The organism is Bacillus sp. TH19 (assembly GCF_016651075.1).
In the GTDB taxonomy this organism is placed as follows: Bacteria; Bacillota; Bacilli; order Bacillales; family Bacillaceae_G; genus Bacillus_A; species Bacillus_A mycoides.
The window spans coordinates 1,345,185-1,366,297 of the sequence record NZ_JAEKEO010000010.1 but is presented as its reverse complement, the minus strand read 5'-3'; the positions used below and the strand labels follow the sequence as shown (position 1 = coordinate 1,366,297).

The window sequence follows — 21,113 nt, the reverse complement described above, 5'->3', positions numbered from 1 at the left end:
AGGATTGAATTCACTATGCCTGTCCCTCAAAATTATAAAAAACCAGGAAGAGTTTCAGCAAAGTCACTCGTTTTAAATCAACTGCAAGATTGGATTATAGAAGGTGTTTTACGACCTGATGAAAAAATAAATGATGGGGAATTGGCAGAAGCACTAGGAGTAAGCAGAACACCTGTTAGAGAAGCTTTACAAATTTTAGAGCTTTCTGGATTAGTTGAAATGGTACCTGGGCAAAAAACGAAAATCGCGCCTATTAAGTTAGACGACGTATCTATCATTTATGAGACGATAGCTGGTCTTCACTCAATTATAGGAAAGCAAGCACTTCAAAAAGTTACAGACGCTGATATTAAACTACTTTCCGAGATAAATGATGCTTTTCAACAATCTATACATGAAAAAGATTCAAAAAAAGCTTTAGAACTAGATATACGATTTCACAATACAATTACTTCTATTGCTAAAAACCGATATATTGAACCTTTTCTAGAAAATATGCAACTTCACATTTTACGCCTTGAATATTTATTTTTCCAAAACTTCGTGCCTGCAAGTCAATCTATTAAAGAACATCACTCTATAATTCAAGCACTACAAAAACAGGATGAAAAACGAATGGAACAAATGATGTCTCAAAACTGGCTCCGTCCAATGAAAGAAATACAAAAAATAATTTCTATGAAATAATAAAGCTGGTTACACAAAAGTGTAACCAGCTCCTTCTTTAATAATCTATATGCTATGCCTGAATATTTGCGTAATCTTCAATATGCTCGTACTCTTTTTCCAATTCCTCTAAAGATAGCTCGTATAATTGTCGGTCGCGAATCTTAAACACCCCTGCTCCAATTAACTCATCAATTAAATGTCTCTTACGATTTTCAACAGCAAAACGGAGTTGACTACTCATCTTTTAAAAAACTCCTTTCTACGATCATTGAAAATGATAATCTTTATCAATTACCACTTTTGATTATAAAAGATGATTCTTAATAAGTAAAGTAATCTTATGAAATATTTACCTTACAAAGTATTTGTGGCCACATTATATATATGTATGCCACGCGAAAAATGTTATGACACTTTTTCATACCCTTTTTCTTTCATACTTTGCAAGTTGTCTCATTATGGTTAAATTCACCTTCTATTTCAACTTGAATGGTGACATGTTCTACATGAAATTTCCCCTTTAATACATCCGTTGCTTCTTTCAATACGCTTTGCGTTTCATTACCTTCGATAATAAGATGGCAAGTTAATACTTGAAAATCTGATGTTACAGACCATATATGTAAATCATGAACTTCTTTTACAATAGTAATATTTAATAATGTATTTTTCACCTCTTCAGCATCTATGTGCTGCGGTGCACCTTCCATTAATATATGAACTGTATCACGTGTTACACGCCATCCACTTATAATGACTAAAATAGACACAAGAATACTAGCAACCGCATCTGCAGCAGTCCATCCAAAAAATTTAATAAGTAACGCAGCAATAATCGCTCCAACTGAACCTAATAAATCGCCTAGTACATGTAAGAACGCACTTCTTAAATTTAAATTACCTTTCACATCTCCGCCTCTCATTAATATCCAAGCTGATACAATATTAATAAGCAGACCAAGCACAGCAATAATGAGCATTCCATTACTAGCGATTTCAACTGGTTCCTTAAAACGACGAATTGCTTCAATAAAAATATATACTGAAATGACAATAAGAACGACACCATTACATAATGCCGCTAACATTTCGACTCGCTTATACCCATATGTTTTCGCAGCCGTTGCCGTTTTTTCCCCAAGCTTGAACGCAAGTAAACTTAAAGCTAAGGATACTGCATCACTTAACATATGCCCTGCGTCAGACAATAGTGCTAAGCTATTTGTTACAAATCCGCCAACAACTTCAGCAATCATAAAGCTTGTTGTTAATAAGAAGGCAATTAATAACGCTTTTTTATTTTTTGAATGACCGTGATCATGTGAGTGTCCCATACAAATGCTCCTTTAAGTGCAATATCTGTATGTTAGTATGAAACACATTCCCTATCTTTATCCCCCATTAACGCCCGATAGTGAATGCTACTAATCCGTAGAAGATGAACAATACCCCACTGATTAAAGTTTCACTTTATCCCGCTTCCTCTGTATACAAACTTCGCTACTTTTCAAACAAGTCCTTTTTCTCAACTAAAAACAAGACTACTTCTTTTTTATTTTCATATTGTTTACTAATGAAAGAATTTTTAAGGGGGTTACAAAATTGAAACGACTATTTCTCTGCATGGAGCGTGAACTTGTTGTAGTAAAAGAACAATATGATAACTATGAAACCACATATCATTTACAAAATATGCAACCTACCTGTATTGTGGTTGATCCATTCCAAACAAATCGTGTTTATTGCGGCACATTTGGACGAGGTTTATGGCTAAGTGACGATGGCGGGGATTCGTGGAGACCAATTGGAGATTCATATCGTTACTTTGATTTCCCTAAAGAGGATGGTATTTTACACTCTTCTATTACTTCTATAACGATAAGCTCAAATGAACAAGTTAACGGCTACGGCGTCGTTTATGTAGGTACAGAACCTAGTGCTTTATTCCGTTCAGAAAATGGTGGTGAAACGTGGACTGAACTTAAAAATATGAAATCATTATTATCTTCCTATACGTGGGCTTTTCCGCCTAGACCTTTTACCCATCACGTACGCTGGATTACAGTTGATCCAAACAATCCAAATACACTCCATGTTTCAATCGAAGCTGGTGCTGTTATTCAAAGTAATGATAAAGGGCATACATGGATTGATAAAAAATTCGGTGCTCCTATCGATGCTCATCAATTACTCATGCACCCTGAAGCCCCAAATCGCCTTTATGCATCATGTGGTGACGGATTTATGGGCGGACCTGATCGTGCATATCTTGAAAGTTATAACAGTGGAAACAGCTGGATCTCATGTAGTGACGGACTTGAGCATCATTATTTATACAGCATGGCTATCGATCCGGCTGATTGCGATACAATTCTCGTTTCTGCCGCACCAAGTGCCGACCTTGCTCATCACCGTATTCCTTATGAATCTTATATTTATCGGAAAACGAAAGATACTCCGTTCCAGCAAGTACAGCAAGGTCTACCATCTGCAATTGGTACAGTCATTTCGATGTTTGCTACAAATCCAGCCGAACCACATACGTTTTACACTTTAAATAACAATGGCATCTTTCAATCCACTGATAGCGGCGAAACGTGGGAACAGCTAAACATTACATGGAAAGATGAGTATAAAACGCAGCATCCGCATGCATTGCTCGTTACTAGTTCTTAACGAAAAAGAGACTGCCTAATGTTTTTAGGCAGTCTCTCTTTTATTTCTTTAAATCAATTACAATATCATCTAGAACAATATCTTTACTCTTCGCTTCTTTTTTCGGCACTTCAATTTTCTTCTCTTTTCCATTCACATATTCCACTCCACCATGATTTTCAGGTGTATGAACTCGCAAGTGCACACGAGGTGTAACGATAAGCTTTGTAGCATTTTCGTTTAACTTTTGGAATGTAGCACTCCAACTACTTTTATGTGGTTCTGCTACTGTACCAGTTCCTCCATTTCCTTCACCTGCATATTTATTTCCTAAATCATCTTTTATTTCTAATTCCACATCCGCGCTATCCCATATACTTCGTAATGCCTTAGATTCTTCTTGATTGTAAAAAACGATAAAGGACATCGGGGTTACTTCCATTTTGTCTATATTTACTTTTATTAATTCATTTTCAGAAACCCTATTGAGCTTTACTTCCTTACTATCCATTGCTTTTAAACTAAGTGCGAAATTCCAGTTCCCTTTAATTGAATTACCTTTATAGTCCATCTCAATTTCTTCCATATCCCACCAAACATTTGCAACATCTAACCTTTTACTACTATTACCACTCATCGTAGTCATACCTACGTATTTTCCCTCTCCAACTTTTGAAACGTTCGAACTACCTCCTCCGCCATTAAAGCCCATAACTTGCGGACTTCCAAATAGGAACGGTTTCTCTCCTAAATCTTTTTCACTCTCAATAGAATATGTGATTGTAATTGTTCTACCATCGAACACAGCATCATTAATTGTAACTTTAACCCCATTACTCTCTCTCGTCATATTCAATTCAGTCGAAAACTCTTTATAATTTTCATATAATCCTGTTCTACCGTTATCTAAAAAGCGGAATATGTCACCTACAATTGGCAATCCTCCAGCATATGTAGGAAATCCGATACCGAGTGTTACAACTGATAATCCTACTAAAATGGATGCAGCAGCAACACTTTTTTTCCAACTTTTCATCTTTTTCTTCGTACGCATCGATTGTTTTACATTGCGTTTTACTTTTTCTTTTTCAATTTCAGAAGCCTCAATTTCCTCAAGTTCTTTTTCATCTATATCAATATCATTTAATAGTTCATAAATGTCTTTCATATTGCACTACCTCCAAAACTAATATTCGTAGCATTTTGTTGTAGTTTCTTTTTTCCCCGGTACACACGATTATCGATCGCCGCCCTGGTTAATCCTAACTTGTCACCGATTTCCTCTGTCTTCATACCGAGAAGATATTTCATAACGAACACCTTTTGATCTAACGGTTCTAATTGATTAATAAGCTTCAATAACTCTTCCCTATCTTCCATAACGATTAATTCATCTTCTGCCGATTTTTCTGTACTAATATGAAACTCATCTGAAATAATTTCTACTGTTCTAGTCGCTTTCCGGTAATAATCAATCGCCTTAAACTTTGCAATCGCTGCAATCCATTTTTTAAAATCACTCGGCTCTCCATGAAACTTATTTGCGTTATTCCAAATGGAAAGAAATATATCATTTACACATTCCTCTATCAATCCATCATTTTGAACTGGAAGAAGTACTTTGTGCGTGATTCCTTTTATGAGTGGTAAGTATGTATCGACAACAAATTCTAGCGCATCTTCTTTTTGCCGCTGTAATCTTTTTATAAAATTTTTCTCATTTGATTTCATGTAGCGATTCCCCTTATTTTTTTGTAAAAGCTTTTACACCCTATATAACGTCTAAAAAAATATTTTCTCTCATCTTTTTTATTTTTTGTATGTAATGGAATACTTTTCCTTAGCCATTGTCTCATATAAATATAAGCTTGAAGAAAATTTTCTCAAGTCTGTAATTCAATTAGTGTAGTACACTATTTATGTAGACACTCTTTAACCTGGTGTACATTTCATTTGATTAATCTACTTTTATAATTTTAAATTAGGAGATGAGATTTGTATGTGTGGAATTACAGGTTGGGTAGATTGGAAGAAAGATCTTTCAAATGAACATGTTATTTTAGAAAAGATGGCGAATAGTATTCAGCATCGCGGTCCTGATGCTGAAGGATTTTGGTTTTCACCTCATGCGGCTTTTGCACACCGACGTTTAATTGTTATTGACCCAGAAGGCGGGACGCAGCCGAAGACATTTCGTACTGGTGATTATACGTATGCTCTTACTTATAATGGAGAAATTTATAATTTTCGTGAGCTGAGAGAACAGCTTCGAAAATGTGGTCATGCATTTGAAACGCATTCAGATACAGAAGTATTACTACATGCTTATTTAGAATGGAAAGAAGACTGCGTACAACATTTAAACGGAATTTTCGCTTTCGCCTTATGGGATGATCAGAATCAACAACTGTTTTTAGCACGTGATCATTTAGGCGTAAAGCCACTCTTTTATACAGAAAGAAATGACAGTATTATTTTCGGATCTGAAATCAAAGCATTATTAGCTCATCCATCTGTTCCTGCTGAAATTGATGCGGACGGCATAAATGAAATATTTGGATTAGGCTTATTTCGAACTCCAGGATATGGTGTCTTTAAACATATTCAAGAAGTTCGTGCTGGACATTCTATAACATTCACACGTGATAAAAAAGTAGTTAAGAAGTATTGGAATTTAGAAAGTAAGATCCATACCGACTCTATCCAAGACACATCTTCTCATATTTTATCTATTTTACAAGATACAGTAAAAAGACAATTAATTGCCGATGTTCCCCTCGTATGTATGTTATCAGGCGGATTAGATTCTAGCGGTATTACTGCACTGGCGGGTAAAGAATTTAGAGAGGAAAACAAAACACTTCACACATATTCAATCGACTTTTTAAATAGTGCGAAAGATTTCAAACTGACATTTGCTCGAACTGGTCTAGATGCTCCTTGGGTAAAACGTGTTTCTGAGCATGTAGGGACATCGCATCATGACATTGTTGTTAATGCAGAAGAATTAGCAAATCACTTATTCGTTCCCCTTCATGCGAAGGATTTACCTAGTGCAGGCGAAATGGAAACTTCACTATATTTACTATTTTGCGAAATGAAAAAAGATGCAACTGTAGCTTTATCTGGAGAATCTGCTGATGAAGTATTCGGGGGATATCCTTGGTTTCATCAAGAAGAACTATTATATGTAGATAAGTTTCCGTGGTTAACAAACTGGAAAAACACATCTTCTTTATTATTAAACGACGTAACAACTCAATGTAATCCTGAGCAGTATATTAATAAACGATTCCATGAGGCTGCTCTTGAAGTACCTACTCTTGAAGGTGAAAGTAAAAAATCCGCGAAACAACGTCAAATGTTTTATTTATTTTTAACACGATTCCTTCCGTTCTTACTCGACCGTAAAGACCGTATGAGTATGGCTGTAGGATTTGAAGTTCGTGTACCGTTTTGCGATTATAGATTAGTTGAATATTTATGGAACGTTCCTTTCAACATAAAAAGTATTGATAATATTGAAAAAGGAATTTTACGTAGGGCACTGAAACCAGCTTTACCTGATGACGTACGAAATAGAAGAAAAAGCGCTTACCCTACTTCACAGGATCCACACTATTTACAAACAATCCGCAATTTAACGCTTGATATGTGCAGCAATAAAAACAATCCTGTTTTCTCACTCATTAACCATTCCATATTACTTGCAATTGCTGATCAAAGTAACAAAGAGATTACCAATTTTGAAGCAAGAAGTGCTATGGAGTATATGCTACAAGTAAATGAATGGTTGAAAACGTATCATATTCATATTGCTTAACAAAAAGGAGTTCAAGGACAAAAACCCTTGAACTCTCTTTCATTTATTAATTGGCACATTGTCTATTTTCAGTATCGATGGACCATCCAATAATAGTGGCACAATCTCTACCTTTCCACTGAAGTACATTTGTTAATACAGGCTCAATCTGTAAACAAGATCCGTCGTGTAATATTTCTACTAAAGATTGATCATCATCAAACTTTAGTTTATCACACTCTAAAATACCATCCGTTGCCATTACAATGTGATTCTGACCTTTTTCTAATCCCCTTACCCCTGATGTAAAACAAGGTGTATTCGCTGCAAAAACATTTTTTCTTCCGATATACTCATAGTTCTTACGCTTATTTAGCCTACCTTTTCCATTTTTCGTTTGCTCTGAATGGAATAAATACGCGAAGCAATCACCAACTGATAGCCAATATAAGAACTCGCCTTTTCGTAAACAAATTAAACATGCAAGTTCCTCATCATCTTGGTCACATTTCTCGATAAATAGCTCATCTGTAAATAACGCTAATAAATACATATGTGTATGATGAAAAGCTAAATGGATTGGGTATGAAAATAACTCTTTTAGTTTTTCTTCTCTTTCTGAAATCTCTTCTATTATATAATGTATATTTTTCGTTTTATGATGTGTATCAAAAATCATAACAAATTCAAATTCTAATTTCGGATCCCACCAAGCTAGCACTGCATCTCCTCTTTCATATGCATCACTCTCTTGATTTCCTCCATATACGCCGACTGAAAGAGGACCACATTTTTCAACATGTATTTGATCTACATACATCTTTTCATGACTAATCCATTTAAATGTATTCACAGCTATCATCCTCTCTCTTGCTAAATGTATACCTTTACACATAGATTACCTTATATTTCAATAAAAATAAACTTTTTCAGCATTTTTAATGAAAATAAAAGGATTTTACTTCTTAATCAACGAATATATCTTACTATACGATATAAAAATAGGAGGATTTATCATTATGAAAGACATTAATCAACATTGGGAAAGTATTTATTATCACTTACGCTATGAATATGAAGACAATCTTTCTCATCAAGCAATTCGTATTTTACAAATCATTTCTCGTGAGAAAGATATAACAATTGGAAAAGTTGCTACTGAGCTTAGTCTCTCTCATAACACAGCATCTGAACACGTAAAGCGCCTTATTCAAAAAGGATTTATTATAAAAGAAAGAAACAAACACGATGAAAGGGTTGTAAACCTTACTTTAACGAAAGAAGGCATTGAAGTATTAGAAAAGCATACTTTACTAGATAAAGAAAAGATAAAAATATTAGAATCACAGTTATCAAAAGAAGAACAACAATTAATTGAAAAAGCCTTTTCGTTATTAGCGAAGGAGGCAAAATATGCATTTCCTCGTTAAGGTCATCGTCTCCGCCCTCATTATTGGGGGTGTAACCGAATTTGCCAAATATTTTAGTACGCTTGGTGGCTTTATCGCAGCCCTTCCTCTTATTAGTTTACTTAGTTTATTTTGGATTTCTTTCGAAGGTGGGAGTAAACAAGAATTAAGTCAATTCGCTTTAGGCGTATTATATGGATTTCCTGCATCTGCACTACTATTATTTATTGTTTATATCGGTTTAAAAAACTCCTTTTCACTTAGTACATCTATACTCTTAGGCATATGTGCCTGGTGTATCGTCTTTACTTGCCAAAAAATATTTCAAGCTTAGGAGGAATTACTATTAATAGATCAGTAGAGATATTTGGACAAACTGTAGAAGTATATATAAGAGGTAACAGTAAACAAACTGTAGTCATTCAAACAGGAATGAGTTGCTCATTTTATGATTGGCTCCCTATTATAGAAGAGCTTTCACAACACTTTACAGTTGTTTCATACCATCGCCCAGGTTACGGAAAAAGTGAGCTAGGAAATACTCCACGTACAGCAAGGCAAGTTACAAAGGAACTACATATGTTACTAAACAAACTCCATATTCACGAGCCAATCATTCTAATCGGCCATTCCTATGGAGGGTTATGTGCACAACATTTTGCAATGTTACATGAAGATAGGCTGCAAGCACTTCTTTTAGTTGATTCTACTTCCATGAACTTACACCGATTAGATGAGCTTCATTTACCAGTTTCTGATCAAACTGATTCTGATGATATGTGGCTACAAAAATATCATACTTACTCCAACATGGATGCAGACGCACTTTATAATGAACTAAAATCTATGCTCCTCAATACAACAAAACAGCATATCAAATTTTCGACCTCTCCTTCATTATATAAAGCGACAGCTTCTGAACTGTCCGAGTGGAAAAATTGTGCTCGCTCAATAAAAAAACAACATAAAACATTAGAAATACCATTAATTGTTATCGGTAGAGATCCTCAATATTCTATTGCTCAATTAATTGAGGGCGGTATGCCAAAAGAAGAAGCTACACAACTTGAAGATATGTGGCAAGAACTTATTCGTGAACAATTAAATCTCTCAATAAACAGCCAATACATTTTGGCTGAACATGCTAGTCACGGGATAGAAAACGATCGTCCAGATGCTATCATTGAAGCCATTCACTTATTGTAAATAAAAAAAGGAAGCAACTAAAGCTGCTTCCTTACTTATCTATTCATAGTCTTCTTCATCATCGACTTCTTCATAATACGAACTCCCATTGCTTACATATATAGGACCGTTCGCAACATCAATACGTAGTACCCATGCCCACGGCACAGCTAAACGTTTATGTATTGCTCTCCAAAAGTTCATTGATTTTCTTTCGTACTCCTGGAACTCCTGAAGTAACTCTTTATAGGAGGAACCGTCTAACTGAATATTTGCTTCTAATAAACGAGAATGGGCATAGTACTGTAACTCTAGTTCAGCAGCAATCTCCATTTCTTCTTCCGTTGCCATACCTATAATTGCTCCATCTGCTGGTGCGATTTCATATACGTTGTGAACTTCAATAAGCCCTTCTTTCTCTTTCTCAAACATGTAAACAGCCTCCTTTAACAAATATTTTTTATGTTACAAAGTCATACTTCTACAATACTTTCTCTCTTTCCTCTTTTTTTGATAAACTTTTACAAAAAGTTTATCCGATGACCTGTTTTCTCTATTCTTTCAGCAGAAATGAAACGATTATTATCAAAAGTTAATTTGTACACATCGGGCATATGAAGTGTTTTCCAAAACTGAAAATCATATTTCGAATCAAAATAATTCATTAGTAATACCATAATATTCCCATGAATGCCTATTACAATATTCTTCCCTTTATATTTTCCTAATATATTTTGCATACATAATACAGCACGCCTCTGCGCTACATCATTTGATTCTCCGCCTTCGTATGTAAAAGTCCAGTCTTCCCATACCTTCTGAATAGCATCGTTAAAATCTGTTACTGGCTCTTTACTTAATAACCTTTCCCGTAAATCTTCTTCCAGTTGTATTGATAAATTATATGTATTCGCAATTCCTTGCACGGTTTGAATCGCCCTTTTATACGGACTAGAGATCACAACATCAATATGTTCCTCTTTTAATAAATGTATTACATTATCTGCATCAATGTGTCCCTTGTCAGATAAGGGGCGTTCCCTTTCTTCCTTTGTATATGTAGAGTGAGCGTGGCGAACGAAATATATTGTAGTCATAACATTCAACCCTTTCCCATGAAAATCATTTACATTCAAATCGCAACCTACTTATATGTAAAACCTTCTTAACTTTATTACTCATTATTTTCATACTTTTTGTTTATAATGTACTATGCTTTTCATTAGGGGGGGAATACAGTGTCTTTCAACAAAAAAAATAATAAAGTTCCATTATCAAATTCATTTAACCCCGAGCACATTGGACCTACATTTCCACCTCCTTCCTTATTCCCTTTTCCTACTGGCCCTACTGGTAGCACTGGATCTACTGGACCTGATGTGGTATTACTGGCGACACTGGTGCTACTGGAAACACTGGGCCTACCGGGAGCACTGGGCCTACCGGGAGCACTGGGATTACCGGGAACACTGGGATTACCGGAAACACTGGGATTACCGGAAACACTGGGCCTACTGGCGACACTGGGCCTACCGGGAGCACTGGGATTACCGGGAACACTGGGATTACCGGGAACACTGGACCTACTGGCGACACTAGGCCTACCGGGAGCACTGGGATTACCGGGAACACTGGGATTACCGGGAACACTGGACCTACTGGCGACACTGGGCCTACCGGGAGCACTGGGATTACCGGGAACACTGGGATTACCGGGAACACTGGACCTACTGGCGACACTGGGCCTACCGGGAGCACTGGGATTACCGGGAACACTGGGGCTACTGGAAACACCGGACCTGCTGGCAACACTGGGGCTACTGGAAACACTGGGGCTGCCGGTGACACCGGACCTGCTGGCAACACTGGGGCTGCTGGAAACACCGGACCTGCTGGCAACACTGGGGCTATCGGGAACACTGGGATTACTGGGAACACTGGACCTACAGGGAACACTGGGAACACTGGGATTACTGGAAACACTGGGACTACCGGTGACACTGGACCTATAGGAAACACTGGACCTACTGGCGACACTGGACCTATAGGGAACACTGGGACTACCGGTGACACTGGACCTATAGGAAACACTGGACCTACTGGCGACACTGGACCTATAGGGAACACTGGGACTGCCGGTGACACCGGACCTGCTGGCGACACTGGACCTACGGGAAACACTGGGTCTACTGGGAACACTGGATCTACCGGAACATTTGATACAAGTACCGAAGCATATGGTCATATTTATAGTACAACTGCTCAGTCTATTGGACCTGGTGCTGATATTGAATTTGATTCTAACGGCTCATTAAAAAGTGTTTTTTATACACCTGGTACAGTATCCGCCAATGTAGATCCTACAGTAGGGGGTTCATATTTAGCTATTTTCAAAGTGCTAGTTACATCACCAGATACAGCAACCTATGCTATCACTGTAGGGGGCGTTGCTCAAGCTACTACTTCTTATTCACAATCTACAGATGCAACTGGAAATTTATTATTATCCGGATCTGCCGTCATCAACATTCCTGGTGGAACTCCTGTAACAATACGAAATGTTGGTGCTACTACAAACGCTTTACCTGTTATCCCTATTACAGTTACTGGTGCTCCTGCCATTAACGCATCTATTCAATTAATTCGGTTAGATATCGGTTAATTCCTTTGAGTACACTTCTTATAAAACCAACAAAAAGATGCTTTATACAAAGCATCTTTTTGTTTACATAATAAAATTATTTCATTATAACTTTCTTCTGAATTCCTCATCTGTTATAGCATCTTGAATAAAATAATCTATATTATTTCTCAGCTTTTGGTATGCAACTTGATCTTCTATACCGTTAAACATAATTACAACTTCTACCTTATTCCCTTTCTTATCTGTAGTATACAAACTTTTTGTCAATACGAATGCGGTAGAGCCACCTTTTTGACCAGCGTATTCTAACTTACTATTATTAACCGTTCCTTTGAAAATATTCTCGATTTCTTCTTGCATTGATTTTGGAAAATAATTTCTACTATTTATCTTTTCCATTATACTCATATAATCTTTAGCGTTTGCACCCACTAATCGATCTGACCAAATTCGCTGAAATTCCATATCTACTTTTAATGGGATATCCCGTTTTTTCCATTCTTCTTCATCTTTCATCCATTCATGAATTTGTAACACATGTTTATTATACTCATCCTTTGGCATGTTTCGTATCGTTTCTAACGATTGATTTTCTGGCTCATGAAACTCTTTTTCTACATACCCTCTCATATATAGTGAAGCCGTATACGGAGTGAACTCGTCATGACTAGTAAGCTGTAACTCTTTTATACTTTCATTTACTCTTTCTATTCCAAGCTTATCTAACAAATATGTTGTATTTGCATTAGAACTATAATGAATCATCCGATACGATAAACTTAACTAAATCTATACAATTCAATCAAATTCACACAAGTTAGTGCTTCATCGTGTTCTCGCAACCCCGAAGGGACGAGGGGTATAACACTCCACACGAGGCAGTATCGTTACCTCCTATTATCAAGCATTTATTTTACCCATCTTGATAAATTTATCGCAGCATTTACATCCCTATCGTGATGGCTATTGCACCCAACACAACACCACTCACGTATTTTTAAACTCCACTGTCCTTCTGGTTGAACTGAATGGTCGTATTTAACTCCGCAACATGAGCAAATCTTGCTTGAAGCGAACCATTTATCAGCTTTTACATACTCAATGCCATACTTCTCACACTTGTATGATAAACATTGAAAGAAGAAGTTTAATTTTTGAAATAAAAATGCTTTGGATAGTTTTTTGTTTTTTAACAGGTTTGAGATAGGTAAGTCTTCCACAACAATCCTCATTGGTTTGGTTTTTACCAATTTAGCTGTTGCTTGATGGATATGGTTATTTCGGATATTCGTAATTTTCCTAGATAACCGCAGGTGCTCAGCTTTAGCTTTTTCATATCCGGCAGATTGAATTTTTACACCTTTTTTAAATCTCCTAGACATATCTCTTTGTGCTGACTTTTTCCTTTTCAAAAGCTTTTTAACCTTAGCATCTTTGTTTATATTTCGTTCTTTCGTACCATTAGAAACTACAAACAGCTCTTTTAAACCAACATCCACACCAATCGACTCATTGGTTAGTTCTTGTAATGCAAAGTCTTCTTGGAATCCTACACTAATCCACCAGTGACGACCATCAAAGGTAACTCTTGGATTGGATGTTTTTTTGTTTCTTGGTAGTTGTTGGCTTGTTTTCACTTCTCCAATAGACTGAATATGAACTACTTTCTTTCCTATAATCAGTCTTTCATAATTGGCATAAAATCCTTGGATTAAATCTTTTTTAGATTTATAAGAAGTGTGATAACCATTTTTGTACTTTTTGAACGAATGTTTCCTCGCCGTATCAAAATCTTTTGAAGCCTGTTTGGGAACTTGTGCGTTGATGTCATTTAACCACTCATATCGCTTTCGCTTCTTGATCTTTGTAAATCGTTTCTGTAAAGCTAACTGTGAAACAGATTTTCCAAATAGCTTATAGTATCTATCACTCATTCTTTTACAATAGTTATAAGCAAATCTTGCAGCACCAGCATGGTTTCTAAGCACTTTTTCTTGTTCAGACGTTGGAATTAGCCTGACTTTCTTCGCCAATATCATCAGAATTTAACTCCTTTAATGAAAGATTGGTTCTTCTGAATAGTAGCGTGTTCCACCAGCATTCTCCTAAGACTACTAGGATACAAACCTGTTAATTCCGATACTTGACTAACTCGTGAAAATTTCATTATTATTCTCACCTCATTGAACCTAACATAGCACGTACGTTCGATAACTTCAATAAAGTTTGATAGATTCAATAAAATTTATCTTGTTCAACTAAGGGCGCAATTCCTTAGCCAGTTCTCTTATGAACTTCTCATGTTTTCACATGAGCGCAGACTATATGTTTATCTACTTAAAGATAGAGGATTTTTCCACCACCATAGGCTTGTGATGTACTCTCGTCAGTTATACGAGATAGTCGTTGAACGTTCATCTTATCCATTTTGACTTAGATGATTCGAGGCGGAAGACCCATTGTTCTAGCGTTTAGGATTTAACCTTGCACGATCTGATTGATTTTTTCTGCTTTCGCGACATTCACGCTCGCTATTTCTAGCCACGTTGTAGTTCAATCAGCTTTAGGGATTGCCCGCAGTTAACCCTCACTACTAGCCAATCACTTGACTAGCAGGGCTTACTGATATATTTACTTAACTTTCGTTATAATTGGTTAAATAAATCGTAACAGTTAGTTACCCTTTTGCAACTTCTTCTAAAGCGATCTGCCCACTTTTCACTAATTCTCTCGCTTTAGCATCTTCTAACCAACCAGGATGCGCTCCACCATCAGTGTTTTTAACATAATATTTTTCTAAATCCTGCAATGAAATTTGTTCATCTCGACTTATTTTTCCTTCTGACACTTGCTTAGCAAATTCAACTGCTATTACGATTTTTGCCGTACTTGCTAATGGTAATTTTTTATTTTCATTTACAGATGTTACTACTTCACCGTTTTTTCTAATAAGTAATGAACATGTTTCATCACCTTTATGTTCTTTTATGTAGTTTAATACGTAATCAGGATCTTCTTTTGACAAATAGTACTTCATAATAACAAAGAAAGCTATAACAGCTACTACAATCACTCCTGCAACAATTCCTATAATCTTTAATATGTTCACAATATGCCCCCTCTATAAATTCCCTTCTATATAATAATTATAACGAATAAAAATACAAAATTATACAAAATAGAGTAACTCTTCCTAAAAAAAGAAAGAGTTACTCTATTTCACATGATGTTATTTGTCCATTTAACGTAACAACTATATTTGAGTCGTCACTTTCTTTAACGCTATTTAGTCGATTTGAGTTAGGAGGACCAATTACAACTGACTCCTTAATTGGCGAAAGGTCCTTTCCTAATTTTTCTGCACTTACACCGTATGCAGCTTGAAATACTTCTGGCGGTGTTAATCTAAGTATGTCTGATCCTTCTGCTGTTTCAAACTGATCGTTATTGAAGAACAAATGTAATTGTACTTCTTCTGTTACCGCTGTAATCCAATGCCACCATCCCATTGGAATAAAGACAGTTTGCCCCGCTTTCACATGATAATTTTGCAATTGATTCGTTTCGGGATTTAAAATGGATGTAACTGCTTCTCCTGATACAACAACATCTAATTCCCACGCATTCGGATGCCAATGTGGTTCCCGCATATGCCCTTTCGTCATAAATAAATCAACAAACGCCCCTCCTATCAACGCAGGTAACTGCGTTGAGGTAACTTCATATGCAACGTTTTTCTCATCTCTTTTAAAAAAGACATTTTTTCTCGAATCAAAGAAAAGGTTTGGAGTTCCTGAGCTTTTCTTTAAATTTTTATTATCTGGAACATAGCCTGAACTACTCATTTTATCCCTCTTTTCCACTCCGAACATTTCTACTTTCACACTGTATCGTATGGAAAAAATGTATGAATGTGCCTATCATTCACATAACAAAAAAAACATGCCTTCATGATGAGAGCATGTTTTGTGATTTTTTTCACATTATTTAGTTAAAAAATAAACTTTTTACTTACCATGATGTAACATTAAATCACTAAGTTCTTCTTCAATGTGATTTAATTTCGCAACTCCTTCTTTCCACTTATGAATATAACGCGATACCCCGACAATAAATAAAACAATAATTGTAGAAAGAATAATACCATATACGATTGTTACAGTACTCATAGTTACACTTCCTTATAATTAGTAATGTTGTTATTAGTTATATTTTTATTATAAACCTTTTTCTTTTAAAATACTTCGATTTCAACTTTTTGTAACAAAATTGATTTTTCTAATATTTCGTTCATAAAAATGGAATATTTTTCACAAATTATACAAAAATTCACCATATGTACTATTGCCACATGAGTTATATTGTTAAATAGGATAAAGTGAAATTTTAGTCAGTACGGGGTATCTATCCCACACTGATTATTAGCCCGCACCAACCAGGATTTTACGGACCGTTACTGTGGGATAAAGGGGATGAAATACTATGACGACTTGGTTTATTGTAATGTTAGTTGTATTTGGAGCATTTAAAATTATTGTTTCTAGCCTTCCTAACTCTGCTATTGAATCCATTATTAGCAAGTACGAAACACATCCACAACTTGAAGAAGAGAATGTGACTGTTACAATCAATGGAAATAACTTAGAAGGTGAAAAGAAATCCAAAATTATTCATGATTTTAACGAAGGATTATTTTTAGATCGCTATTATGCACCACCACACAATGAAGGCACTCCTTTAATTATCAATGCAAAACGTGGCAAAAAAGATTTTACATTTTATATTTATAGTCATGAAGAGCATGTTGATGTAGTAAAACAACATAAAAAGAAGGTAGTTGCTTATAGTTTACGCTCTAAAAGCCTTCAAAATAATGATATGTTCGTGTCAGCTGATTTAGCTTAATACTCATATATTAGAAGAAGGAATCCATGTGCCATGGATTCCTTCTTTCCTATTTACTGAAAAATAAGCTCTGTCTTCAAACTATCTTTCGGTAACAACCATCCTTTTTTCTCTATACTCGCCATTAATAATTCTCTTTGTTTTGTCGCGATACTTTCCTCATTTGTTTTAAACGACACTTCTATTACGAAGTCATCTTCTATCTTCCCGGTATTACTTAGTGGCCAAACTTCAATATTCGTTTTAATATTTTCAAATTCACCTGTATACCTTTTCATTAATACAGGACCATAAATACGAGAATTCTTGAGCATTTCTTCTCCCCAATTCGTATACAACCATTTGTTCATTTTCCCTGGCAACTTTTCTATTAACATGTTTTGAGCAACTCGTTCGTTTGGTAAATCAAGTACTCCATATCCTTTAGCACTGTAACTTTTCTTATTTGAAATACTTAACGTTTTCTTCTCAAATCCCCAATCTATTTCCGCCTCATAATTATCAGTTTTACTATCAAATCCATCCTTTTTAGCCACTTCTAGTGCTTCTTGAATTACACCATTTTGAATAGGATATCTTTTTTTATATGTTAGCTCAAAATCTTTACTAAATTCTTTCTTTCGAATTCTCGCAAACCAACCTTCATTACTTAAATTTTTATTTGCCGTATCTAAAAATTGCACCTGTATTCTTTCATAATTTGTACCCGCCTGAAAATGTTCTAGTACCTCTTGATTCACCTCTTTGTTATAACCTAATACTTGTTCTGGCTTTAATAATAACTTCACTTCAAAGCTAGGTTTCATTGGACTAGCAGCAAACCCTTCCTTAACGTTATAAAGGAAACAACAAAAGAAAATACTTACGAATACAAATACTTTTTTCATATACCAATCTCCTTTACATTTTATATGACTTCTACACATTCCATTGCAAGTGAATACACATTTTCATATCCTGCTATGCTAAGCTTTTCCTGCAATCGATCCGTATCCTCTTTCAAAGCATGTACTAACACCGTATGTTCTGGTAATAGTGTATTTAACATTTCCTTAACGTCACTTATACTTTGATGAACTTTATATGGAACTCGCTTCACCCTACATTCTTTACCTACACGTTCCTTCAAAACTTTTTCTGCAAAACTTCCTTTAGCAATATGTCCAGTAAAGATAATGGAATTTCGTTCTTTATGCCGAAGTTGTTCATAATACAACTGTGCTCGTTTCGTTTGCATATTCGCATCACTCATTACAACTATTCCGTAACTATTTTGCATACAAATGTCCTTATCCATAACTATTATGTTTCTTTTTAAACCCTCCACAACCCGTTCAAGTTTTTCATTATTTTTTAACCAATCTTTATATACGAACATCTCTTCAAATCCAGCAAAAATTTCTTTATCTACTATAAGCGGAAACTCTTTATATCGTTCATATAAATACAATACTATATCTTGCGCCCTACCAAGTGAGGGCAGTGGTAGTAATGCCGTTCCTTTATTTTGAGCAACTCGTTCAATTTCTGCACATAATTCGTCTACTCGTTCCTTTTGTGAAACATCATCAGTGTGATAAGCGGCATCTACAATTGCAATTTTTATATCGCTTCGCAAATCTTCAGGTAAATTAGCTCGTAGTATATTAGATTCTGCTGAATAATCACCAGAATAAAATACGTATGTATTACACATATCCACTAAAAACCAAACAGCTCCTAATACATGCCCACTATACCCCCATTGAAACCGCAACGTTGGTGTAATCTGTATCCATTCATTTGGATTACTAATCTCATCAATACATACATAATTTAGATCTTTAATATTTTGATCGTTATAAGGTAAATTCCACCCTTTTGAAAGATTGTAGTTTCCCCATTTTTCAAAATAAGCTGGAAGTTGCTCCTTCGTATAACGAGTCGTCCAAATTTTTTTCTTATATCCATACTTCGTCAATAAAGGTAAACCCATCGTATGGTCTTCATGAATATGTGATAAAAATACTGCATCCAAAAATGGAACAACTTCTCTTTCTATTTTAGGATAACTATCCTCATATGATCGATTAATACCACAATCAAATACTATTTTTGTCTCTTTATTTTTTACAAAATAGCAGGAACGACCGTATTCTCCCGCTCCTCCCCATACTTCCATCCTCATCATACTACCCCTTTTCGTTTTTGCTCCATATGTTGCAGAAGTAATAAGCACATTGTTGTAAGCCCAACAGAAACAACAGCCATTGCCATTCCTATAGATACTTCTCCTTGTTCAAATTGAGCAAAAATAAACGTGGCTGACGTTTCTACTGATGGAGGTAGTATGAGAAGCGATGCTACTAACTCTCTTATCGAAATCGTAAATGTCATCGCCCATCCAGCAAGAATTCCTGGAATAATAAGCGGCAATATTATTTTTCTGAAAATATAAATATAATTCCCAGAAAAAATACTTCCTGCCTGTACAAGAGAATCATCAATTTGTCCGAGCGATGCTTTTACATACTGCACCGTATAAGGTAAAAAGAGAACAACATACGTTACGATAACCATGACTGGTGTATTGTAAATTGACATAGGCATATAGGGTGAATTCCAAAATAAAATAAGCCCTACAACCATCACTATTCCTGGTACCATATTCGGTAACATGCCGCACATATCAAGCCATTTTTCAGAGGACTTTTTCCCCTTTCGAATCATAAGCGCCAAAAATACGCCAATAATTACAGCAACAATCGCCGTTACGAGTGAAAAAAGAAAACTGTTCCATAAAGCTTCTAATCCCGGAGAACCAATTGTAAATAATGCTTCATAATGGCTTGTTGTAAAGTTATTAAAATGTAAGCCACCGCCTCTTAACTTCGACAAAGAAGCAATAAGTATAGAAAAGTATGGGATTCCAATTGCTACTATTAGTAAGCCAATTACATAAACCCATGCTATAACGCGCGCAAATATAGACAAAGTATACCTTTTAGATTTCACACCTTTTCCACTAACCATTGCATATGTATACTTTCGATTCAATACATTTTGCATATACCAAATGAGCATACACGCACTAAGTAATAAAGAAGATAATGCTGTGGCACTGCCAAAATCAATCGGCCAACTAGAGATAAATTTATGAATCTCAGATGTTAACACATGGAATCCTATTCTACGTCCGAATGTAGCTGGTGTTCCAAATTCAGCAATCGTCTTTACGAAAATGAGTAAAGCACCCATTACATAACTTGATAACAATAACGGTAGTATTATTTTTCTTAAACGATAGAAAAAACTTCCACCATGAACTGCTGCAGCTTCTTCTTTACTACTCCCAATCTGAAGTAACGTGTTTTTCAACATGAAGTAAAGGAATGGGAATAAGTGCAGACTCATAATTAAAACCATACCGCCTAAACTAAAAAACGATGATGAAATCGGCTTTAAAGCCGGAAAAAATTGTTCAAAATAACCGTTAGGTTGCATGAACAAAATCCATCCCATCGATCCGATATAGGGTGGGGTCATAAATGGTATCATAAAAACAATATCTAACTTACTATACTTTCCTACATCTGTTTTACTCATAATGAACGCCAATGGAAACGCAAATATTGTAGCTCCTATTACAACGAGTACACCTAGAAGCATCGAATTTAGAAAAATCCCAGCTAATCCACCACTCTGCATGACTTCAAAAGGCTTTAAAAAATTCCAACTGCTATTTTCATATACACTAGAAAATAAAATGAGAAAAAGCGGAATGACGATTAACATCGCCACAAGTAACAACGCTACTGTCATTCCAACTTGTCTTACTGATACGAATCGATTTACCATGTAATCA

Annotated in this window: 22 protein-coding genes and 3 pseudogenes; 9 read left to right on the top strand and 16 right to left on the bottom strand. The window is 35.6% G+C overall.

Going from position 1 to position 21,113, the window contains the following annotated elements; translation table 11 throughout:
- Nucleotides 1-15 precede the first annotated feature (15 nt).
- The gene (locus JFU54_RS24795) at nt 16-687 is read left to right on the top strand and encodes a GntR family transcriptional regulator (protein WP_002030983.1); all 672 of its coding nucleotides are present in this window, start codon (nt 16-18) and stop codon (nt 685-687) included.
- Between the two features lie 52 nt (nt 688-739).
- Here the strand turns inward: JFU54_RS24795 and fbpA are convergent, their stop codons facing one another.
- The gene (gene fbpA, locus JFU54_RS24790; protein ID WP_002012091.1) at nt 740-910 is read right to left on the bottom strand and encodes a Fur-regulated basic protein FbpA; all 171 of its coding nucleotides are present in this window, start codon (nt 908-910) and stop codon (nt 740-742) included.
- A 193-nt stretch (nt 911-1,103) separates the two neighbouring features.
- Nucleotides 1,104-2,003, bottom strand: a complete 900-nt coding sequence (locus JFU54_RS24785) for a cation diffusion facilitator family transporter (RefSeq protein WP_201066740.1) — start codon at nt 2,001-2,003, stop codon at nt 1,104-1,106.
- 268 nt (nt 2,004-2,271) lie between these two features.
- On the opposite strand from JFU54_RS24785, the gene JFU54_RS24780 reads away from it, so the two are divergent.
- Complete coding sequence (locus JFU54_RS24780; RefSeq protein WP_201066739.1) at nt 2,272-3,345, top strand: beta propeller repeat protein; 1,074 nt, start codon at nt 2,272-2,274, stop codon at nt 3,343-3,345.
- Nucleotides 3,346-3,385: 40 nt separating this feature from the next.
- Here the strand turns inward: JFU54_RS24780 and JFU54_RS24775 are convergent, their stop codons facing one another.
- The gene (locus tag JFU54_RS24775; RefSeq protein WP_201066737.1) at nt 3,386-4,492 is read right to left on the bottom strand and encodes a DUF4179 domain-containing protein; all 1,107 of its coding nucleotides are present in this window, start codon (nt 4,490-4,492) and stop codon (nt 3,386-3,388) included.
- Complete coding sequence (locus JFU54_RS24770; protein ID WP_002086408.1) at nt 4,489-5,055, bottom strand: sigma-70 family RNA polymerase sigma factor; 567 nt, start codon at nt 5,053-5,055, stop codon at nt 4,489-4,491. Before JFU54_RS24770 ends, JFU54_RS24775 begins: the two co-directional genes overlap by 4 nt.
- A gap of 268 nt (nt 5,056-5,323) precedes the next feature.
- On the opposite strand from JFU54_RS24770, the gene asnB reads away from it, so the two are divergent.
- Nucleotides 5,324-7,147, top strand: coding sequence for an asparagine synthase (glutamine-hydrolyzing) (gene asnB, locus JFU54_RS24765; protein ID WP_201066735.1), 1,824 nt, complete (start codon nt 5,324-5,326; stop codon nt 7,145-7,147).
- Between the two features lie 46 nt (nt 7,148-7,193).
- Here the strand turns inward: asnB and JFU54_RS24760 are convergent, their stop codons facing one another.
- Nucleotides 7,194-8,021: a PP2C family serine/threonine-protein phosphatase gene (locus JFU54_RS24760; protein ID WP_201066733.1), complete on the bottom strand. Its 828-nt coding sequence runs from the start codon at nt 8,019-8,021 to the stop codon at nt 7,194-7,196.
- Between the two features lie 124 nt (nt 8,022-8,145).
- On the opposite strand from JFU54_RS24760, the gene JFU54_RS24755 reads away from it, so the two are divergent.
- Genes JFU54_RS24755 through JFU54_RS24745 form a run of 3 tightly spaced genes read left to right on the top strand, consistent with a single transcriptional unit; the run spans nt 8,146 to nt 9,741 of the window.
- Nucleotides 8,146-8,556 (top strand): MarR family winged helix-turn-helix transcriptional regulator, encoded by a 411-nt coding sequence (locus tag JFU54_RS24755; protein ID WP_201066726.1) that lies wholly within the window; start codon nt 8,146-8,148, stop codon nt 8,554-8,556.
- Entirely contained in the window at nt 8,540-8,869 is a 330-nt protein-coding gene (locus tag JFU54_RS24750) for a DUF3147 family protein (protein WP_113770021.1), read from the top strand. The genes JFU54_RS24755 and JFU54_RS24750 overlap by 17 nt, the downstream gene beginning before the upstream one ends.
- Nucleotides 8,821-9,741 (top strand): alpha/beta fold hydrolase, encoded by a 921-nt coding sequence (locus tag JFU54_RS24745; protein WP_193652673.1) that lies wholly within the window; start codon nt 8,821-8,823, stop codon nt 9,739-9,741. Before JFU54_RS24750 ends, JFU54_RS24745 begins: the two co-directional genes overlap by 49 nt.
- Before the next feature lie 39 nt (nt 9,742-9,780).
- Here the strand turns inward: JFU54_RS24745 and JFU54_RS24740 are convergent, their stop codons facing one another.
- Entirely contained in the window at nt 9,781-10,152 is a 372-nt protein-coding gene (locus JFU54_RS24740; protein ID WP_000461762.1) for a hypothetical protein, read from the bottom strand.
- Between the two features lie 89 nt (nt 10,153-10,241).
- On the bottom strand, nt 10,242-10,817 hold the full coding sequence (locus JFU54_RS24735) for a histidine phosphatase family protein (RefSeq protein ID WP_201066722.1): 576 nt from the start codon (nt 10,815-10,817) through the stop codon (nt 10,242-10,244).
- Between the two features lie 141 nt (nt 10,818-10,958).
- Between JFU54_RS24735 and JFU54_RS30405 the strand changes: the two are divergent.
- Nucleotides 10,959-11,933: pseudogene (locus JFU54_RS30405) on the top strand (exosporium leader peptide-containing protein); the annotation flags it as partial.
- A gap of 182 nt (nt 11,934-12,115) precedes the next feature.
- The gene (locus tag JFU54_RS29880) at nt 12,116-12,382 is read left to right on the top strand and encodes a hypothetical protein (protein ID WP_060751579.1); all 267 of its coding nucleotides are present in this window, start codon (nt 12,116-12,118) and stop codon (nt 12,380-12,382) included.
- An 84-nt stretch (nt 12,383-12,466) separates the two neighbouring features.
- Here JFU54_RS29880 and JFU54_RS24725 read toward each other — a convergent pair.
- The 6 genes and pseudogenes from JFU54_RS24725 to JFU54_RS24700 all read right to left on the bottom strand — a co-directional run.
- A pseudogene (locus JFU54_RS24725) lies at nt 12,467-13,129 on the bottom strand (serine hydrolase); the annotation flags it as partial.
- A gap of 143 nt (nt 13,130-13,272) precedes the next feature.
- A complete protein-coding gene (locus JFU54_RS24720; RefSeq protein WP_201066720.1) occupies nt 13,273-14,403 on the bottom strand; it encodes an RNA-guided endonuclease InsQ/TnpB family protein in 1,131 nt (376 codons plus the stop codon).
- 641 nt (nt 14,404-15,044) lie between these two features.
- Nucleotides 15,045-15,473, bottom strand: a pseudogene (locus JFU54_RS24715) (serine hydrolase); the annotation flags it as partial.
- Nucleotides 15,474-15,573: 100 nt separating this feature from the next.
- Nucleotides 15,574-16,209 (bottom strand): cupin domain-containing protein, encoded by a 636-nt coding sequence (locus tag JFU54_RS24710; protein ID WP_201066718.1) that lies wholly within the window; start codon nt 16,207-16,209, stop codon nt 15,574-15,576.
- 162 nt (nt 16,210-16,371) lie between these two features.
- On the bottom strand, nt 16,372-16,533 hold the full coding sequence (locus JFU54_RS24705; RefSeq protein WP_000109008.1) for a hypothetical protein: 162 nt from the start codon (nt 16,531-16,533) through the stop codon (nt 16,372-16,374).
- A gap of 65 nt (nt 16,534-16,598) precedes the next feature.
- A complete protein-coding gene (locus JFU54_RS24700) occupies nt 16,599-16,715 on the bottom strand; it encodes a multidrug transporter MatE (RefSeq protein WP_201066716.1) in 117 nt (38 codons plus the stop codon).
- 131 nt (nt 16,716-16,846) lie between these two features.
- Between JFU54_RS24700 and JFU54_RS24695 the strand changes: the two genes are divergently transcribed.
- Nucleotides 16,847-17,269: a YfmQ family protein gene (locus tag JFU54_RS24695; protein WP_061688919.1), complete on the top strand. Its 423-nt coding sequence runs from the start codon at nt 16,847-16,849 to the stop codon at nt 17,267-17,269.
- A 53-nt stretch (nt 17,270-17,322) separates the two neighbouring features.
- Here JFU54_RS24695 and JFU54_RS24690 read toward each other — a convergent pair whose 3' ends face one another.
- Genes JFU54_RS24690 through JFU54_RS24680 form a run of 3 tightly spaced genes read right to left on the bottom strand, consistent with a single transcriptional unit; the run spans nt 17,323 to nt 21,106 of the window.
- Nucleotides 17,323-18,156: a hypothetical protein gene (locus JFU54_RS24690; protein ID WP_201066714.1), complete on the bottom strand. Its 834-nt coding sequence runs from the start codon at nt 18,154-18,156 to the stop codon at nt 17,323-17,325.
- 20 nt (nt 18,157-18,176) lie between these two features.
- Nucleotides 18,177-19,439 (bottom strand): MBL fold metallo-hydrolase, encoded by a 1,263-nt coding sequence (locus tag JFU54_RS24685; protein ID WP_201066712.1) that lies wholly within the window; start codon nt 19,437-19,439, stop codon nt 18,177-18,179.
- Nucleotides 19,436-21,106, bottom strand: a complete 1,671-nt coding sequence (locus JFU54_RS24680; RefSeq protein WP_201066710.1) for an ABC transporter permease — start codon at nt 21,104-21,106, stop codon at nt 19,436-19,438. Before JFU54_RS24680 ends, JFU54_RS24685 begins: the two co-directional genes overlap by 4 nt.
- Nucleotides 21,107-21,113 lie beyond the last annotated feature (7 nt).

What these genes read in the sequence shown, in the direction of transcription:
- JFU54_RS24795 (WP_002030983.1), top strand. Translation starts at nt 16, where the DNA reads ATGCCTGTCCCTCAAAATTATAAAAAACCAGGAAGAGTTTCAGCAAAG.
- fbpA (WP_002012091.1), bottom strand. Translation starts at nt 910, where the DNA reads ATGAGTAGTCAACTCCGTTTTGCTGTTGAAAATCGTAAGAGACATTTA.
- JFU54_RS24785 (WP_201066740.1), bottom strand. Translation starts at nt 2,003, where the DNA reads ATGGGACACTCACATGATCACGGTCATTCAAAAAATAAAAAAGCGTTA.
- JFU54_RS24775 (WP_201066737.1), bottom strand. Translation starts at nt 4,492, where the DNA reads ATGAAAGACATTTATGAACTATTAAATGATATTGATATAGATGAAAAA.
- JFU54_RS24770 (WP_002086408.1), bottom strand. Translation starts at nt 5,055, where the DNA reads ATGAAATCAAATGAGAAAAATTTTATAAAAAGATTACAGCGGCAAAAA.
- asnB (WP_201066735.1), top strand. Translation starts at nt 5,324, where the DNA reads ATGTGTGGAATTACAGGTTGGGTAGATTGGAAGAAAGATCTTTCAAAT.
- JFU54_RS24760 (WP_201066733.1), bottom strand. Translation starts at nt 8,021, where the DNA reads ATGTGTAAAGGTATACATTTAGCAAGAGAGAGGATGATAGCTGTGAAT.
- JFU54_RS24755 (WP_201066726.1), top strand. Translation starts at nt 8,146, where the DNA reads ATGAAAGACATTAATCAACATTGGGAAAGTATTTATTATCACTTACGC.
- JFU54_RS24750 (WP_113770021.1), top strand. Translation starts at nt 8,540, where the DNA reads ATGCATTTCCTCGTTAAGGTCATCGTCTCCGCCCTCATTATTGGGGGT.
- JFU54_RS24745 (WP_193652673.1), top strand. Translation starts at nt 8,821, where the DNA reads ATGTGCCTGGTGTATCGTCTTTACTTGCCAAAAAATATTTCAAGCTTA.
- JFU54_RS24740 (WP_000461762.1), bottom strand. Translation starts at nt 10,152, where the DNA reads ATGTTTGAGAAAGAGAAAGAAGGGCTTATTGAAGTTCACAACGTATAT.
- JFU54_RS24735 (WP_201066722.1), bottom strand. Translation starts at nt 10,817, where the DNA reads ATGACTACAATATATTTCGTTCGCCACGCTCACTCTACATATACAAAG.
- JFU54_RS24720 (WP_201066720.1), bottom strand. Translation starts at nt 14,403, where the DNA reads ATGATATTGGCGAAGAAAGTCAGGCTAATTCCAACGTCTGAACAAGAA.
- JFU54_RS24710 (WP_201066718.1), bottom strand. Translation starts at nt 16,209, where the DNA reads ATGAGTAGTTCAGGCTATGTTCCAGATAATAAAAATTTAAAGAAAAGC.
- JFU54_RS24705 (WP_000109008.1), bottom strand. Translation starts at nt 16,533, where the DNA reads ATGAGTACTGTAACAATCGTATATGGTATTATTCTTTCTACAATTATT.
- JFU54_RS24695 (WP_061688919.1), top strand. Translation starts at nt 16,847, where the DNA reads ATGACGACTTGGTTTATTGTAATGTTAGTTGTATTTGGAGCATTTAAA.
- JFU54_RS24690 (WP_201066714.1), bottom strand. Translation starts at nt 18,156, where the DNA reads ATGAAAAAAGTATTTGTATTCGTAAGTATTTTCTTTTGTTGTTTCCTT.
- JFU54_RS24685 (WP_201066712.1), bottom strand. Translation starts at nt 19,439, where the DNA reads ATGATGAGGATGGAAGTATGGGGAGGAGCGGGAGAATACGGTCGTTCC.
- JFU54_RS24680 (WP_201066710.1), bottom strand. Translation starts at nt 21,106, where the DNA reads ATGGTAAATCGATTCGTATCAGTAAGACAAGTTGGAATGACAGTAGCG.